The following is a 14,348-nucleotide window of genomic DNA, read 5'->3' as shown; positions in this document are numbered from 1 at the left end:
AGTGACTCCGATGTCGTTGGTGGATCGTGGTTGTCAGAGACGGGTGCCGAGGAAGATGGCGAGCCGGTCGAGCGCCAGCGTGAGATCTTCGGTGGAGGCGGCATAGGACAGCCGCACGTAGCGGTCGGCGCCGTCGACGCCGAAATCCTTGCCCGGGGTCAGCGCGACGTGCGCCTCGGCGAGCGCACGGTCGCAGAATTCCGCCGACGTCATCCCGGTGGCGCCGACATCGAGGTAGACGTAGAAGGCCCCGTCGGGAATCACCGGTACGTCGAGGCCGATGGCGGCCAGTCCGTCGACGACGAGCTGTCGGCGGCGTGCGAACTCCCGGCGGTTCTGTTCGGCCACCGCCAACGACTCGGGGGTGAAGCATGCGAGGGCCGCGTACTGGGACGGGGTGGGCGGACAGACATAGAAGTTCTGGGCCAGCCGCTCGAGTACCGGCACCATGTCGTCGGGCACGATGCACCAGCCCAATCGCCATCCGGTCATGCCGAAGTACTTGGAGAAGCTGTTGATGACGACCGTCTCGGCCACACCGGGCGTATCCGCGGCCAAGATGCTGCGCGGCGGACGGCCGTCGGGTGCCGGGTCCGACAGTCCGAGATAGATCTCGTCGACGATCGACCATCCGCCGCGGTCGGCCACGAGGTCGCACATCGTGACGAGTTCGTCGTACGGCATCGAGGTGCCCGTGGGATTCGACGGCGTGGCGACGATGACCCCGCGGGTGTCGGCGTTCCACGCGGCGTCGACCTCGGCGGAGGTCAGCTGGAAACGACTCGCGGGTGTCGTCGGCAGGAGGGTGACGCGCGCCCCGAAGGCATGGGCGAACTGCCGATTGCACGGATACGACGGATCGCCGATCAGGACTTCGTCGCCGGGATCGACGAGCGCCGCGCAGGCCATCAGCAGCGCGGCCGACGCGCCGGCGGTGACGGCGACCCGCGACGGGTCGACCGAGGCGCCGAAGTGGTGGCCGTAGAAGTCCGCGATCGCCGTCCGCAGTTCAGGGAGGCCGATCGCGCCGGTGTAGGCGAGCGGGCGCCCGTCGGCAGCCTCCCGCGCCGCGGCGAGCACGGCCGGCGGTGGCCCGAAGTCGGGTTCGCCGATGTTCAGGCGCACGACCGCATGGCCCTGCGCCTCGAGTTCGGCGGCCTTCTTCGCGAACTCCATCGCATAGAACGGGGCGATCCCTTCGGCGCGTCGGGAGATCTTCATGACTGTCATTGTGCGCGTTCTCCCGAATCGCCCCGCGACGACACCTCCCCGGCGTGGGTCCGCGCGGACGTGCAGGATGTGAGGGTGCCGATTCCCGAATTCATCCGCGACCTGCGTGCCCAGCTGGGTCACCGCGAGCTCTGGCTGTCCGGCGTCAGCGTCGTCGTCCTCGACGACGCCGGGCGGATTCTGCTCACCCGACGTGTCGACAACGGGCAATGGGCCGTCGTGTCCGGTGTGCTCGAGCCGGGGGAGGAACCGGCGCACGCCGCGCTGCGCGAGGTGACCGAGGAAACCGCCGTCACCGTCGAGATCGTCCGGCTGACCAGCGTCGACGTCACCCCGCTCATCACCTACCCGAACGGCGATCAGACGCGATACCTCGATGTCTGCTTCCTCGCCCGGCACGTCGACGGTCAGCCGCGCGCTGCTGACGACGAGAACTCCGACGTCGCGTGGTTCGATCCCGCAGCCCTGCCCGAGAATCTCAGCGACACGTCTCGACTGCGGATCGACAAAGCGCTCAGCGGCAACGACCAGGCGTGGTTCCAGCGGTAGGGGCTGCCTCAGGGAAGTCCCTGAAGTTCGCCCCAGATGTGGCGTCAGGTGTCGATTTCGGCCCGCCCGCGGCGGAGACTGGGCTCATGAGCACATCCACCAACACCACATCCGGTATGACCTTCTGGAAGGTCCTCGGCATCATCGCGATCGCCTTGATCGCACTCGCCGTCCTCGGCCCGCTGCTCGAGGGACTCTTCTGGATCGCCCTCGTCGCACTCGCCCTCTACGGCGGTTACATGCTGTTCCGCTCGAACAAGAAGGGCACGCCGCCGACGACCTACTGAGCGATCCACCGGGTCGACGACCCCGGCGAGGACCGCGGCGCGAACTGTCCCGGAAACCGCGATCACCGCAACGGGATTCAGGTCGGGAGCCGCGCGACTGCACCCGGCACGCCGGCGGGACCGCTAGCCTCCGAACAGCAGATACAAACCCAGGAACGTGTAGAAGACCATCGTCACCATCATGGTGAGCTGCCCGGTCAGCTGGTGCCGGCGGGGGAGGAGTCGCAGCGAGGCGTCGTGCGCGGCCGCAACCCCCATCATGTGACCGCCGACCACGAACAACACCTTGAGCGTCACCGTCACCGTCGGATGATCCGACATCACGTACACGGGATGGGCGTCGCCGAGCCACAGCACGTTCCAGCCCCGGTCCAGCGGATCGGCAAGTGCGAGAACGGCCTCCTGGCCCTGCTCGACGAGCGACTGCAGATAGTGCGCGAGGATGTAGCCGATGACGATCGGGACCAGCGAGTGCGCCATCAACCCCGGCAGTTGCCGCCGCAGATCGGGCTTCACGCCGCCGACCGCGCGTGCGGCCGACCAGAAGGTCACCGCCACGACGCCGACGAACACCAGCAGCCCGGCTGTGCTGACGAGGGTGGCGATCGCCTGGTCGTCACCGGCACTCTCGGCGACGACGTCCTGCCACATCGGGAACGCCGAGAAACTGTCGAATGCGGTGGAGCCCAGGAGGATCGCGAGAACGGCCACACTACCGGGCAGAACCGGCAGCGTGGTCAGCGAGTTCATCGGGCTGCGCAGCATCACGCGTCCGTCGGTGGTGCGAGCGAACGGGGAGAGCCGCGACGCGACGGTGCTGTACACCGCGAACGGGTCGGCGTTCTCGGTCCACCGCAGCCCACACACGATGCCACCCACCAGGGTGATCGCCACGTAGCACAGTAGCCAGATCCTCACCGAGGACACCGAACTCGGCTCCGGTGAGGCGAGCTCGAGCCAGACGAAGGCGAACAGTCCGAACGCGGCCGGCCACCATCCGAGGCGCGCGGGATAGTCCCGGAGGCCGACGACGCGGGGACCGAAGACCCCTCGTGCCACCCGGAGGACGGTTCGTATCGGTGACAGCAGTCGCCACACCGGTCCGATGAGGGTCGACAGCACGATCATGCCGACCCACAGGAGCACGTAGAACGCGCCGGTGAGCGGGTTGTCGTCGGTGTCCGGACCGAACGCGGCGACGACGAGCCACAGCGTCAGGGCCAGTGCGGCAGCTGAGATCACGCCGCGAACCCACCGGTTGTCCACGGTCGTCGTGACCCGGTCGGGCAGAGCCCGACCGACCTCGGGCCGGCCGTACCGCGGTGTGCGCCAGGCGAAGGCGAAGACCGCGAAGGAGATGGTCAACGCCCACGCCCCGCCGATCAACACCGCGGTCAGCGGGACCGGCAGGAACTCCGAGCCGCCCAGTCCATGGGCGAGGAGGGTGTCAGTCGGTCTCGCGGTCGGGGTCATCGGCCTCGTTCCGGATCGATGGGTCGGGGCCGGCGGGCCCGGCAGGACCGGCCGAGTCGTCCTGATCCTCGTCCTCGTCGTCCCCGCGCCTGCGGTCGGCGATCGCGATCACGACGATGACGCCCACCAGCAGGAAGGCCGGAATGACCGCGGGCAGGGCCAGGATCAGCGGATGGGTGGCCAGATCGACGACAGTGGGTTCCGGTGCGGCGCCGCCGATCACGGCTGTGGCTGCAACTCGGGCTCCCGCGCGCCGGAGGTCGCCTCGCGAGCATTGACCCGTCCGGCTCCCCACGACAGTGCCGCGATGAGCAACAGCGAACACACGAGCACCACCAGGGACGCGGCGCCGAACAACCAGGCCGGGTGGTCGAAGCTGCGCTCGCGCTGCAGGATCGAGATCTCGGCGACGAACGGCTTCGTCGAGGTCGCCTCCGCCGGTTCGCCCTCGGCCCCGATGGCCGGATCCGCGGGCAGATACACCGGCACACCGGCCATGGTGGTCCCGTCCTGAACCCGCAGGATCGTCTTCCACGAACCCGACACCGGAATCGGTGCCGTGGACCGGAAGTGGTTCGGACCGACCCGGTCGAGTCGGTCGATGACGATGCCCCGATCGTTGTCGATCCCGCCCTGCCACGACATGAGCGTGACCCACTCGGGGTCGTCGCTCACCGCGTCCGTCGGGTCGAGATACACGTCGGCGGTGACGTTCTGGTCGGCGGCTTCGTTGGGTCCGGCGGGTGCCAGGACGATCCGCGCGGTCGTCTCCGCGGGGACGGACACACGCAGGCCGTTCGCGACGGCACCGCCGATCACGACCACCGACAGCACCACCGCGGTGACGCTGATCCAGCGTCGGGGCAGCCGCTCGCCCACCGAGACGATGCCGAGCAGGCCGCCGCACACACCGGCCACGACACCCACCGGGATGGCCATGGCCAGTGCCTCTCCCCACATTCCGCTAACCCACGGGAAGGGATAGGCCGCGGCGATCCACCACGACTCGATCCAGAGTCCGAGCGTCGCCACACCGAGACCGGCGACGGCGCCGAAGAGCACACGCCGTTTGAGGAGCGGGGTCAGCGCGAGCAGTTCGATGACCACCGCCGCGCCCAGATAGAGCGGGAACACGTTGATCGGTGCGCCGAGCGCGGGGCCGACGACGACCGCCACCACGCCGCGCAGCAGGATCGCGAACACCGCGGCGACAAGGGCGCTGCCCGGCCCGAGGGTGATCCGTGCGGCGACCAGCGCGAATGCCCCCGCGCCCGCGATCATCATCGGCTGCAGCACGAGACGGAACTGCTCGACGCCGAAGTCGTATTCGATCTGGAAGACCGACATGCCGATGACGAGGCCGCCGAAGGCGAGGCACCGGACGAGCCACTGCATGCGTCCGTCCGCCGGTGCATCGGGACCCATCGCGGCCCGGCCCTCACGGTCGAGGATGACGACCGCGATCAGCGACAGACCCGCACCGCCGATGAGCATCAGATGCGTCGGCCCCCACAGCGTGACGTCCTGACCGAAGATGCGGTGCCAGACGTCGTCCAGCGGGAAACCGAGCAGAGCGTAGAAGCCGCAGCCGGCCAACAGGATTCCGCCCACCGGGGCGTACCAGTGCCGCGTGATCCGGACCGCCGAGCGGCCTGGCTTGTCGAAGGGCAGGAACACCGACAGCATGCCGGAGATGAACAGCAGGAACAGGCCCACCAGGATGAAGTAGTGCGCGGGGTTGGCCAGCGGACCCTCGTCGCGGCCGTCGCCGATGTGCAGGCTGACGTCCCAGAGGAAACCGAACAGGGCGCAGATGATCGTGCTGGTGAACAGGAAGATCGGCAGCGCAGCCCACGGTGGGCGGTTGACGCGTCGCGCGGCCCACTCCGACAGGGTGGTCAGCCAGGTGATCTTGTGCGCGCGGTGTAGGTAGCCGATCCAGAGCAGACCGACCGACACGACGGCGGCGACCGCGGACATGAGAAATACCTGGTCGAGCGCCGCTCCGCCGCCCTCGGCGGCCAGCTGGAGAGGCGTGCCATCGCGTGTTGTCATGGTCGAAGTATGCACAACCTCACCCGGGTATCGGAAGCCGATCGACCAAACCGGATGTTCTGGTCCATCGGCCGGCATCGGACCCGGCGTCCCCGCAACCCGAAAACCACCCCGCAGATGCGCTCGCGGGGCGGTGTCGGGGTGGTTTTCGGGTGGGCAGTCGGTCGGAGTGTCGCCGTCCGTCAGCGGACGGGTGCGCACGAGGAGATCGCGCAGATCTCCTCAGGCAATTCGACCCCCGGGATCTGCGGAATGGGCGGGAGGCCCGGAATACTCGGTAGGCCGGGAATCGACGGGTTCACGGGCGCCGGGGCGGGAGTTGTGGTCTTGTCGCCCGGAACCGACACACGGATGGGCTCCGCGGTCGGCGTCATGGCGGTGAGCGGCGGATTGGTGCCCCAGAACTGTTCACTGGCACCACTGCCCGGTGGCAGGGTGATCGTCGTGCATCCCCAGTAGACGTCGTATGTCCCGTCGGGGATCGTCGTCGAACCGGTCGGCGCGGGCGGCGTGCCCTGAGAGAGGCGCAGCGGCACCGACTTCGAGGAACCGGGCGAGATCAGCGCGCCGAGTTCTTCGGGTGTCTGATAACCGAACACGACCTGCGACGGGGCGTCACCTGCGCGAACACCGAAGATCTCACAACCGATGCGCTTGGCGGCATTGTTGGTGACCGTCAGCGAGACGGTGTTTCCGGACACCGTGGGTGACGCGGTGACATCGGTGGGCGCGGCCGACGCCGCAGGCGCGAGGGCGGTCCCGACGATCGCGGCGGCACCGAATGCCACGCCGGCGGAAATCCTACGGAATCGGGTCTTCATGCGATTGTCCTTTCCCCGCGAGGGGGTCGACGGCATTGTCCGGGGCTTCTGCGTCGGCCGACAACGTGAATTCGGGACGAATACCGAAGAAAGGTATCCGGAATCGAGCCGACGAGCTTATTCCTATTTCTTCGCCGAGGGTCGGCACGGCCATTCTGACAGATTTCCGGAATGTCGGCAGAATGAGGGCCGACAAACGGAGGGATTTCTGAGCCTTTCCGGGCCGCGGAGCACCGGTGGCAATGCGCGGTGGGCTGGGCGTCAGCTCGGTAGTCTGACCCCGACGCAGGCCGACCGAACAGACCGGGGACCCCATGCCGACGGTGATCGCGACCATCAGCCTCAAGGGTGGGGTCGGGAAGACCACGCTCACGGCCGGTCTCGCGGATTTCCTCGCCGGGATCCACAACAAGAAGGTGCTCCTGGTCGACCTCGACGCCCAGACCAACCTGACGACGATGATGATCGGACAGGAGCGGTGGGCCGAATGCAACGCGCGACGACACACCGTCGCCGCTCTGTTCGCCGACGTCCTCGACGGCACCCGGTCGTTCGACCTCGCCCGCAGCGTTCAGCGAGACGTGTCGTCCGTCGACGGGCTGGTGGGGATCGACCTGCTGCCCTCGTCGCTGGACCTCATCGAACTCGCCGAGGAACTCAGCGCGTATCGGGTGGCCGCCGATGATCATCTGGCCGGCGTCGAGGCCTTGCGCACCGCGCTCGCCCCGATCATCGACGACTATGACTACGTCCTCCTCGACTGTCCGCCGAACGTGGGTCCGTTCAGCCTGAACGGACTGGCGATGGCCGCGGGCTACCTGATCCCGACCATCCCGGACGTCCTGTCCACCTACGCGATTCCCCACATCCAGCGGCAGGTCGCCGACTTCGGCGCCGAACTCGGCCGCGAGATCGTCGAACTCGGGGTCGTGATCTCGAAGTACCGGCCGGCGTCGACGCTGCATCAGGAGACGGTTCGCCGTCTCCGTCGAGACCCCACCATCCAGAACGTTCTGCCGGCCTATCTGCACGAGTCGAACGCGATCGGTGCCGCCGCAGATTTCGCGGCCTGGCCGAGCCTGCGCGCGAAGTACGGATACCACGGTCACTTCGAACAGTTCCGGGATCTGACCCGAGCGGTGATGGTCGAGGCCGAGGCCAAGCTCGCAGCACCGGCGTGAGGTCGGACCGCCGACGTCGCCCCGAGATCGGTGATGCCATTCACACAACCGACGCCGAAGCGCGGGGTCGAGCATCTAAATTCATCTCAGCCGCCGACCGGCGGCGCCCTCCACGACTCCACAGGAGCGCCCATCATGCGCAAGGTGCACATCACTTCGATCCTCGGCGCGGCGGCAGTGGCCGTCGCTCTCACCGCGTGCGGTTCCGACGACTCGTCGTCGTCATCGTCGGGAAGCACCGACGCCGAGGCCTCGGTCACCGTCGACGGCAAGGAGCTCGAACTGTCGGACAAGACCGTGGGCTGCACCGACACCGCGGGCAAGGTCACGATCGGCATCGGTTCCGGGTCCGGCACCTCGGGAATCGGCGTGGTGCTCACCTCCGGCGACTCGCCCGAGGTGGAGTCGGTGGGCCTCGGGTCTCTGGACGGAGTGACCCTCGGCTACCAGAAGGGCGCCGGGCAGGGCAGTGCCGAGGTGACCAAGGACGGAGATACCTACACGGTCTCCGGTGAGGCGTCGGGCATCGATCTCGCCAACCCGACCCAGCCGGTGACGAAGGCCTACGAGATCAAGGTGACCTGCCCCTGATCTGCCCCTGATCTGCCCCTGACATCGTCGCGCTGGCCGGCTGAATCCGCCGCTGATCTCGCTGGGGTCACGGTCGCGGTGTCGATGTGCACACAGTTTCGGCGGGCAGGTGTGAGGACACCTCCTTCTGGGTAGCTTCCGCTGTGTAGCGAGTCGACGGACCGTCATGAGTCCGACGACACGCACATCGGAATTGACGACCATCAGGAGGCAGACATGCTGGGAATTGGCATCATCGCGTGGATCATCATCGGCGGACTCGCCGGGTGGATCGCCAGCAAGATCATGAAGACCGATGCACAGCAGGGGATCATCCTCAACATCGTGGTCGGTGTCATCGGCGGTCTGCTCGGGGGCTGGCTGCTGAAACTGTTCGGTGTCGACGTGGAGGGTGCCGGCTGGATCTTCAGCTTCGTCACATGCCTCGCCGGTGCATGCATCCTGCTGTTGCTCGTCGGATTGGTGACCGGTCGCGGTCGTCGAACCCGCGTCTGACAGCTCGTCGTCTCCGCCCCGGTCGGGCACACCTCACACGGTGTGCCCGACCGGGGCGGAGTCGTATCCGGGCTGTACCCGCCATCGGTGTGCGTACGTTGGGTGGAGACCGAGCGACCCGCAAGTGACCAGACGAAAGTGAGCATCCAGTGACTCGAGTGGCGATCATCGGCGGACACGGCAAGATCGCGTTGCGGTTGGCGACGATTCTGGCCGCCCGCGGCGACCAGGTGACCTCGATCATCCGAAACCCAGAACACGCGGCCGACGTCGCCGCGACCGGTGCGGTGCCCGTGGTCGCCGACATCGAGACACTCGACACCACCGGGATCGCGACCGCGATCTCCGAGCACGACGCCGTCGTGTGGTCGGCCGGGGCGGGTGGCGGTGACCAGGCACGGACCTACAGCGTCGATCGGGACGCGGCGATTCGCTCGATGGACGCCGCGGTCCGGGCCGGCGTGCACCGATACGTGATGGTGTCCTACTTCGGTGCCGGGCCGGATCACGGAGTCCCCGAGGACAACTCGTTCCACGCGTACGCGGAGGCAAAGGCAGCCGCCGACACCTACCTCAAGTCCACGGACCTGCAATGGACGATCCTCGGGCCGAGCCGACTCACCGATGACGACGGCAGTGGCGAGGTCACCATCGGGGGCGACCGCACAGAGGGCGACGAGGTGAGTCGCGACAACGTGGCCCAGGTGGCCGCGGAGGTCCTCGCGCGCCCCGAGACCGCGCACAAGGTCATCGAGTTCAACGACGGTGACACCCCGATCGCCGATGCCGTCGCCAGGATCTGACGGAGCCGACAACGGAGCCGGGCCCGCGCCGGGCGAGGCGCGGGCCGGGGTGGTCTCGAACCCGAGGCGCGGGCTCGACCATCTCCTGTCCCGGCTGCGGGACATCACCGGCGATGCGCACGTCGTCACCGACCCCGGTGCCATGGCGGGATTCCTGATCGACTGGACCGGCCGTCATCGGGGTCAGGCCGACGCCGTCGTCCGGCCGCGTACCACCGGCGAGGTGTCCCGGGTGGTCGTCGAATGCGCCGGTGTCGACGCGGAGATCTGTGTCCAGGGCGGGAACACCGGCCTGGTGGGAGGTTCCGTACCGCCGGCGCACGCGGGTTCACGTCCCCGGATCCTGATCTCGACCGTGCGCATGACCGACATCGACGACGTGGACGTCATCGGCCGATGCGTCGGCGCCCAGGCCGGCGCGACCGTCGAGGCCATCGACGCCCGGGCCGGTACCGCCGGCCTCGCGTTCGGGGTCGACCTCGCGTCTCGGCACAGTGCCACCGCGGGTGGTGTGGTGTCCACCAACGCCGGCGGCATCCGCATGATCCGGCGGGGAAACACCCGTGCCCAGGTGCTCGGGATCGAGGCGGTGCTGGCCGACGGGCGCATACTGCGACGCTGGACGCCGCTCGTCAAAGACAATGTGGGATACGACCTTCCCGGGTTGCTGACGGGCAGCGAGGGAACCCTTGCGGTGGTCACGCGCGTCCTGTTCCGGCTCGTCGTGCCACCACGAAAGGCGATTGTCGCGGTTGCGGCGATCAACCGTGTTGCCGACGCGGTCGAGCTCATCGGTGCGGCGCCGTCGAGAGGTCTCACCGTCGAGGCTGCGGAGCTGATGACCGAGGCCGGCATCGCGCTGGTCGCGGCACATGGTCATCGCCGTCCCACCGCGACGCCCGGTCCCTACTACGCCCTGCTCGAGGTCTCCGGCACCGGCGACGTCGAGTCCGCGACCGTCGAACTGCTGCAGGCGACCGGAGGCCTGATCGATGCGGTGCTCGAGCCGGCCCCTGCCCGTGCACTGTGGGGTGCGCGGGAAGCGCACACCGAGTCGATCGCCCGATCCAGCGCGACACCGGTGGTCAAACTCGACATCTCCGTGCCGATCCGAGCCCTGGCCGAGGTGTTCGACGAGTTGGGCGCGGTGGGCGAAGGTGGCGATTCGCCCTGTCGCCCGGTGCTTTTCGGACACGTGGGGGATGGCAACATCCATGTCAACCTGCTCGACGTCCCGCCCGAGAACGCCGACGGCTTCACCGATCGGGTTTTCGGGATCGTCACCGCCCACGGGGGCAGCATCGCCGCCGAACACGGCATCGGCCGTGCCAAGGCCGCCTGGACGCATCTCGGTCGCGACGCCACGGATCTCGCCACGATGCGTGCCATCAAGGCGGCGCTCGACCCGCGGGGTCGGCTCAACCCGGGCGTGCTGTTCGCCTGAGCGGACCGGTGTGGCGAACACGGCGCGCGGACCGAAATCCTGAGACCATGCACGGGTGGCTGATGTGAACCCCGATCGGTTGACCGAGCTGGCGCAGCGCTACGGCGTCGCCACCAGTTATGTCGGATGGGGTGAGCAGACACATGAGGTGGAACCCGAGACGCTGATCGCGGTCCTCGGTGCCCTCGACGTTCCCGTCGGGTCCGCGGCCGAGATCGAGGACTCGATCCGTGAGATCGACGAACAGCCCTGGCGCGAATTCGTCCCGGCCGTCACCGTCGTGACCGAGGGGCCGGGCAACACATTCGCGGTCCACGTGCCGCACGGCCACCTGGTCAAGGTCTGGATCGTCACCGAGGACGGCGACGACGTGGCCGCGGCACAGCTCGACGCCTGGGTCGAACCGCGTGAGGTCGACGGCGTCCTCGTCGGCCGGGCGACGTTCGCCGTTCCCGACGACCTGACGCCCGGCTACCACCAGATCAAGGCGCTGGACCTCGACGACTCGACGGCGTCGAGCGCGCCCCTGATCGTGACACCCCGGCGTCTGCACACCGCGGATCGGCTGACCGGCCGCAAGCGTTGGGGCCTTGCCGCGCAGCTGTACTCCATCCGATCGGCGGATTCCTGGGGTGTCGGCGATTTCGCAGACCTGACCGGCATCTGCGAGGTCGCCGGAAGTGTGTACGGCGCGGACTTCGTCCAGGTCAATCCGCTCCACGCTGCGCAGCCGCAGGCGCCGATCGAGGCGTCGCCCTACCTGCCGGTGACGCGGCGCTTCGTCAACCCCCTCTACATCCGGATCACCGAGATCCCCGAACTGGACGGGCTGTCCAAGTCCCAGCGCAAGTGGGTGCGCAAACTCGGACGCGGGTTCCTCGCGGAGAACACCTCGACCACCAAGATCAAGCGCAACAAGTCCTTCCGCGCGAAGATGGACGCACTCGAGCTGATCTACGACGTCCCACTCGATCCGTCCCGCAAGAATGCCTATCGGGCGTTCCGGCGTCGAGAGGGCAAGGGCCTGAAGCGATTCGCGACGTGGTGTGCGCTCGCCGAACGCTACGACGCCGACGATCCGCGCTGGCACACCAAGTTCGCCGACCCTGCCCACATGAAGAAGAAGCGCGCGAAACTCGCCCGCCGCATCGACTTCCACATGTGGTTGCAGTGGATCTGCGACGAACAGCTCGAGACCGCGGCGCACGCGGCGAAGTCCTCCGGGATGGCGATCGGGGTGATGGCGGACCTCGCGGTCGGAGTCGCCCGCCACAGCGCCGATGCGTGGGCGCTCGGCGATGTCCTGGCCACCGGCGCCACCGTCGGGGCGCCACCGGACGGATTCAATCAGCAGGGGCAGGACTGGGATCAGCCACCGTGGCACCCGCGTCGTCTCGCCGCGGCGGGGTACGAGCCCTACCGGGACATGATCCGCACGGTGCTCCGGCACGCGGGCGGAGTGCGGGTCGACCACATTCTCGGGCTCTTCCGGCTGTGGTGGATTCCCGACGGGGTCGGCCCCGCGGGCGGGACCTACGTCCGCTACGACAGCGAGGCCATGATCGGCATCCTCGCGCTGGAGGCGCAACGCGCGGACGCCGTGGTCGTCGGCGAGGATCTGGGGGTCTTCGAACCGTCGGTGCAGGACACGTTGCGCGAGCGTGGCATCCTCGGGACGTCGATCCTCTGGTTCGAACAGGGGCCCGACGCCGCCGTCGCACCCGAGGACTATCGAGAGTTGTGCCTGACCTCGGTGACCACACACGACCTGCCCCCGACCGTCGGCTATCTCGCCGGCGACCACATCGCGCTGCGCTCCCGGCTGGGTCTGCTGGCCTCCGGGGAAGAGGCCGAACGGGCCCGTGACGCCCGCGAACGCGACGCCGTCCTCGAACTCGCCTACGAACGTGGGTTGCTGTCGCGGGACACCCCGCTCACCGATCCGAAGGTCGTCTACGCCCTCTACGCGCTGATCGCGCGCAGCCCGTCGGTGCTGTTGAGTGTCGCGCTGGTCGATGCGGTGGGGGAGAGAAGGATTCAGAACCAGCCGGGGACCGACAGCACGCAGTACCCGAACTGGTGCATCCCGCTGGCCAATGCCGACGGCGACGTCGTGCTGGTCGAGGATCTGGTCAGCAGCGAGCGATTCCGCCGGTTGGTGTCGACGCTCAACGAGCAGGGCGTTCCAGGTTCCTGACGGCGACGATCGTCAGGACGAGAGCGACCAGCGCGAGTACCGCCACCCCGACGTTGAAGGCGATGCCGGCCGGGCGCAGCCCCCATGACTGGGCGGTCACGCCCTGTCCGACGATGGGGATCGAGATGGCGACGTAGGCGACGACGAAGTAGGTCGAGGTGACTTCGGCCTTGCGTCCGGCCGGGCTCGCCGCGACCACCGATGCCAACCCCTTGCTGAACGACATGCCCTGACCCACACCGCAGATCACCGCGCCGGCGAGCAACGCGGCGGTCGATGCGGCGACGAGTCCGAGGATCGACACGCCGGTCCCCGCGATCAGGATGGCGCACCCGGCGATCAGTGCGGGTTCGGTGGGCATCCGGCGGACGACGATCTGTGTCAGCGCCGAGGACGCGAACAGGACGAACACCAGGAAACCGGTGAACGCGTGGTTGTCGATGCCGAGGATGTTCGTGACGAAGGACGGCATGACGCCGGTGAACGTGCCCATCACCGCGAACCCGGCGAAGGCCGCGATCGACGCCCGTACGAAGACACCTCGGATGTCGGCGGGGACCGACAGGCGCTGGACGCCGAGCCGAGCACCGGGTCGGACGTCGACCGTCTCTTGCAGCCGCCAGATGCCCACGAACACCAGGGTCAGGAGCGCGAGGTCGACGACGAACGGTGTGCGAAGGGGAGCGGGTGCGTACTCCGCGAGGACGCCGGCGATCAGCGGTCCGAGTCCGAGGCCACCGATGTTGGCGGCGGTCGCGACGGCGGGTGCACGTCCGCGCCACGACGAGGGGGCCAACTCGATGACGGCGGTGGTCGCCGCCCCGGCGTAGATGCCCGCCGACAGTCCAGAGAGGACACGTCCGAGGAGCAGCTGCCACACCGGCCCCGCGGTCAGGAACACGACGGCGCTGACCGCGGACAACACGGCCCCGGCGATGAGCAATCTGCGCCGGCCGACAACGTCGGACCAGCGGCCGAACCCGATGAGGGCCGCGATGACGCCGGCGGCGTACACCGCGAAGATCACCGTCGTCGTGGTGACGCCGAACCCGAGTTCCCCGGCATAGATCGAATAGAGCGGTGTCGGCAACGTGGTGCCGAGCATGATGACCGCGAAGGCGTATACCGCGGCCGCGAAGGACGCGCCGGTACCGGTGCGGGCGGCGGGGGGAGTCGTACTGTCTGCCATGGCAGCTGTCACGCTACCGCCGCGGTATGACGA

14 protein-coding genes are annotated in these 14,348 nt (G+C 68.3%); 8 read left to right on the top strand and 6 right to left on the bottom strand.

What is annotated here, in order from left to right; all coding sequences use genetic code 11:
* Positions 1–33 precede the first annotated feature (33 nt).
* Positions 34–1,221, bottom strand: coding sequence for a pyridoxal phosphate-dependent aminotransferase (locus ACSUZC_RS16990; protein WP_439029668.1), 1,188 nt, complete (start codon positions 1,219–1,221; stop codon positions 34–36).
* A gap of 84 nt (positions 1,222–1,305) precedes the next feature.
* Here ACSUZC_RS16990 and ACSUZC_RS16985 point away from each other — a divergent pair, with 84 nt between their 5' ends.
* Positions 1,306–1,779 carry an NUDIX hydrolase gene (locus tag ACSUZC_RS16985; protein ID WP_439029667.1) on the top strand — a complete coding sequence of 158 codons (474 nt, stop codon included), beginning with the start codon at positions 1,306–1,308 and terminating at the stop codon, positions 1,777–1,779.
* Positions 1,780–1,865: 86 nt separating this feature from the next.
* Positions 1,866–2,066 carry a hypothetical protein gene (locus ACSUZC_RS16980; RefSeq protein WP_238422554.1) on the top strand — a complete coding sequence of 67 codons (201 nt, stop codon included), beginning with the start codon at positions 1,866–1,868 and terminating at the stop codon, positions 2,064–2,066.
* Between the two features lie 123 nt (positions 2,067–2,189).
* On the opposite strand, the gene ACSUZC_RS16975 is transcribed toward ACSUZC_RS16980, so the two are convergent.
* The 4 genes from ACSUZC_RS16975 to ACSUZC_RS16960 form a co-directional block, all read right to left on the bottom strand.
* Positions 2,190–3,539 carry a hypothetical protein gene (locus tag ACSUZC_RS16975; protein ID WP_439029666.1) on the bottom strand — a complete coding sequence of 450 codons (1,350 nt, stop codon included), beginning with the start codon at positions 3,537–3,539 and terminating at the stop codon, positions 2,190–2,192.
* Positions 3,514–3,759, bottom strand: a complete 246-nt coding sequence (locus ACSUZC_RS16970; RefSeq protein WP_439033158.1) for a hypothetical protein — start codon at positions 3,757–3,759, stop codon at positions 3,514–3,516. The genes ACSUZC_RS16975 and ACSUZC_RS16970 overlap by 26 nt, the downstream gene beginning before the upstream one ends.
* Complete coding sequence (locus ACSUZC_RS16965; RefSeq protein WP_439029665.1) at positions 3,759–5,594, bottom strand: hypothetical protein; 1,836 nt, start codon at positions 5,592–5,594, stop codon at positions 3,759–3,761. Before ACSUZC_RS16965 ends, ACSUZC_RS16970 begins: the two co-directional genes overlap by 1 nt.
* A gap of 182 nt (positions 5,595–5,776) precedes the next feature.
* A complete protein-coding gene (locus ACSUZC_RS16960; RefSeq protein WP_439029664.1) occupies positions 5,777–6,415 on the bottom strand; it encodes a hypothetical protein in 639 nt (212 codons plus the stop codon).
* A gap of 314 nt (positions 6,416–6,729) precedes the next feature.
* Here ACSUZC_RS16960 and ACSUZC_RS16955 point away from each other — a divergent pair, with 314 nt between their 5' ends.
* From ACSUZC_RS16955 to malQ, 6 genes are all read left to right on the top strand, one after another.
* Positions 6,730–7,596 carry a ParA family protein gene (locus ACSUZC_RS16955; RefSeq protein WP_439029663.1) on the top strand — a complete coding sequence of 289 codons (867 nt, stop codon included), beginning with the start codon at positions 6,730–6,732 and terminating at the stop codon, positions 7,594–7,596.
* 135 nt (positions 7,597–7,731) lie between these two features.
* Positions 7,732–8,187, top strand: a complete 456-nt coding sequence (locus tag ACSUZC_RS16950) for a lipoprotein LpqH (RefSeq protein WP_439029662.1) — start codon at positions 7,732–7,734, stop codon at positions 8,185–8,187.
* 216 nt (positions 8,188–8,403) lie between these two features.
* The gene (locus ACSUZC_RS16945; RefSeq protein ID WP_439029661.1) at positions 8,404–8,682 is read left to right on the top strand and encodes a GlsB/YeaQ/YmgE family stress response membrane protein; all 279 of its coding nucleotides are present in this window, start codon (positions 8,404–8,406) and stop codon (positions 8,680–8,682) included.
* A gap of 149 nt (positions 8,683–8,831) precedes the next feature.
* Complete coding sequence (locus ACSUZC_RS16940; protein WP_439029660.1) at positions 8,832–9,485, top strand: SDR family oxidoreductase; 654 nt, start codon at positions 8,832–8,834, stop codon at positions 9,483–9,485.
* Positions 9,466–10,929: an FAD-binding oxidoreductase gene (locus ACSUZC_RS16935; protein WP_439029659.1), complete on the top strand. Its 1,464-nt coding sequence runs from the start codon at positions 9,466–9,468 to the stop codon at positions 10,927–10,929. The genes ACSUZC_RS16940 and ACSUZC_RS16935 overlap by 20 nt, the downstream gene beginning before the upstream one ends.
* Before the next feature lie 64 nt (positions 10,930–10,993).
* Positions 10,994–13,126 carry a 4-alpha-glucanotransferase gene (gene malQ / locus ACSUZC_RS16930; RefSeq protein ID WP_439033157.1) on the top strand — a complete coding sequence of 711 codons (2,133 nt, stop codon included), beginning with the start codon at positions 10,994–10,996 and terminating at the stop codon, positions 13,124–13,126.
* On the opposite strand, the gene ACSUZC_RS16925 is transcribed toward malQ, so the two are convergent.
* Positions 13,098–14,315, bottom strand: coding sequence for an MFS transporter (locus ACSUZC_RS16925; protein WP_439029658.1), 1,218 nt, complete (start codon positions 14,313–14,315; stop codon positions 13,098–13,100). The two genes, malQ and ACSUZC_RS16925, sit on opposite strands and share 29 nt — an antisense overlap.
* Positions 14,316–14,348 lie beyond the last annotated feature (33 nt).

It is taken from the genome of Gordonia terrae (genome assembly GCF_051789125.1).
GTDB classification, from domain to species: domain Bacteria; phylum Actinomycetota; class Actinomycetes; order Mycobacteriales; family Mycobacteriaceae; genus Gordonia; species Gordonia terrae_A.
This window is presented reverse-complemented; position numbering and strand designations above follow the sequence as displayed.

What these genes read in the sequence shown, in the direction of transcription:
- ACSUZC_RS16990 (WP_439029668.1), bottom strand. Translation starts at nt 1,221, where the DNA reads ATGAAGATCTCCCGACGCGCCGAAGGGATCGCCCCGTTCTATGCGATG.
- ACSUZC_RS16980 (WP_238422554.1), top strand. Translation starts at nt 1,866, where the DNA reads ATGAGCACATCCACCAACACCACATCCGGTATGACCTTCTGGAAGGTC.
- ACSUZC_RS16945 (WP_439029661.1), top strand. Translation starts at nt 8,404, where the DNA reads ATGCTGGGAATTGGCATCATCGCGTGGATCATCATCGGCGGACTCGCC.
- ACSUZC_RS16925 (WP_439029658.1), bottom strand. Translation starts at nt 14,315, where the DNA reads ATGGCAGACAGTACGACTCCCCCCGCCGCCCGCACCGGTACCGGCGCG.
- ACSUZC_RS16965 (WP_439029665.1), bottom strand. Translation starts at nt 5,594, where the DNA reads ATGACAACACGCGATGGCACGCCTCTCCAGCTGGCCGCCGAGGGCGGC.
- ACSUZC_RS16960 (WP_439029664.1), bottom strand. Translation starts at nt 6,415, where the DNA reads ATGAAGACCCGATTCCGTAGGATTTCCGCCGGCGTGGCATTCGGTGCC.
- ACSUZC_RS16955 (WP_439029663.1), top strand. Translation starts at nt 6,730, where the DNA reads ATGCCGACGGTGATCGCGACCATCAGCCTCAAGGGTGGGGTCGGGAAG.
- ACSUZC_RS16950 (WP_439029662.1), top strand. Translation starts at nt 7,732, where the DNA reads ATGCGCAAGGTGCACATCACTTCGATCCTCGGCGCGGCGGCAGTGGCC.
- ACSUZC_RS16975 (WP_439029666.1), bottom strand. Translation starts at nt 3,539, where the DNA reads ATGACCCCGACCGCGAGACCGACTGACACCCTCCTCGCCCATGGACTG.
- ACSUZC_RS16935 (WP_439029659.1), top strand. Translation starts at nt 9,466, where the DNA reads ATGCCGTCGCCAGGATCTGACGGAGCCGACAACGGAGCCGGGCCCGCG.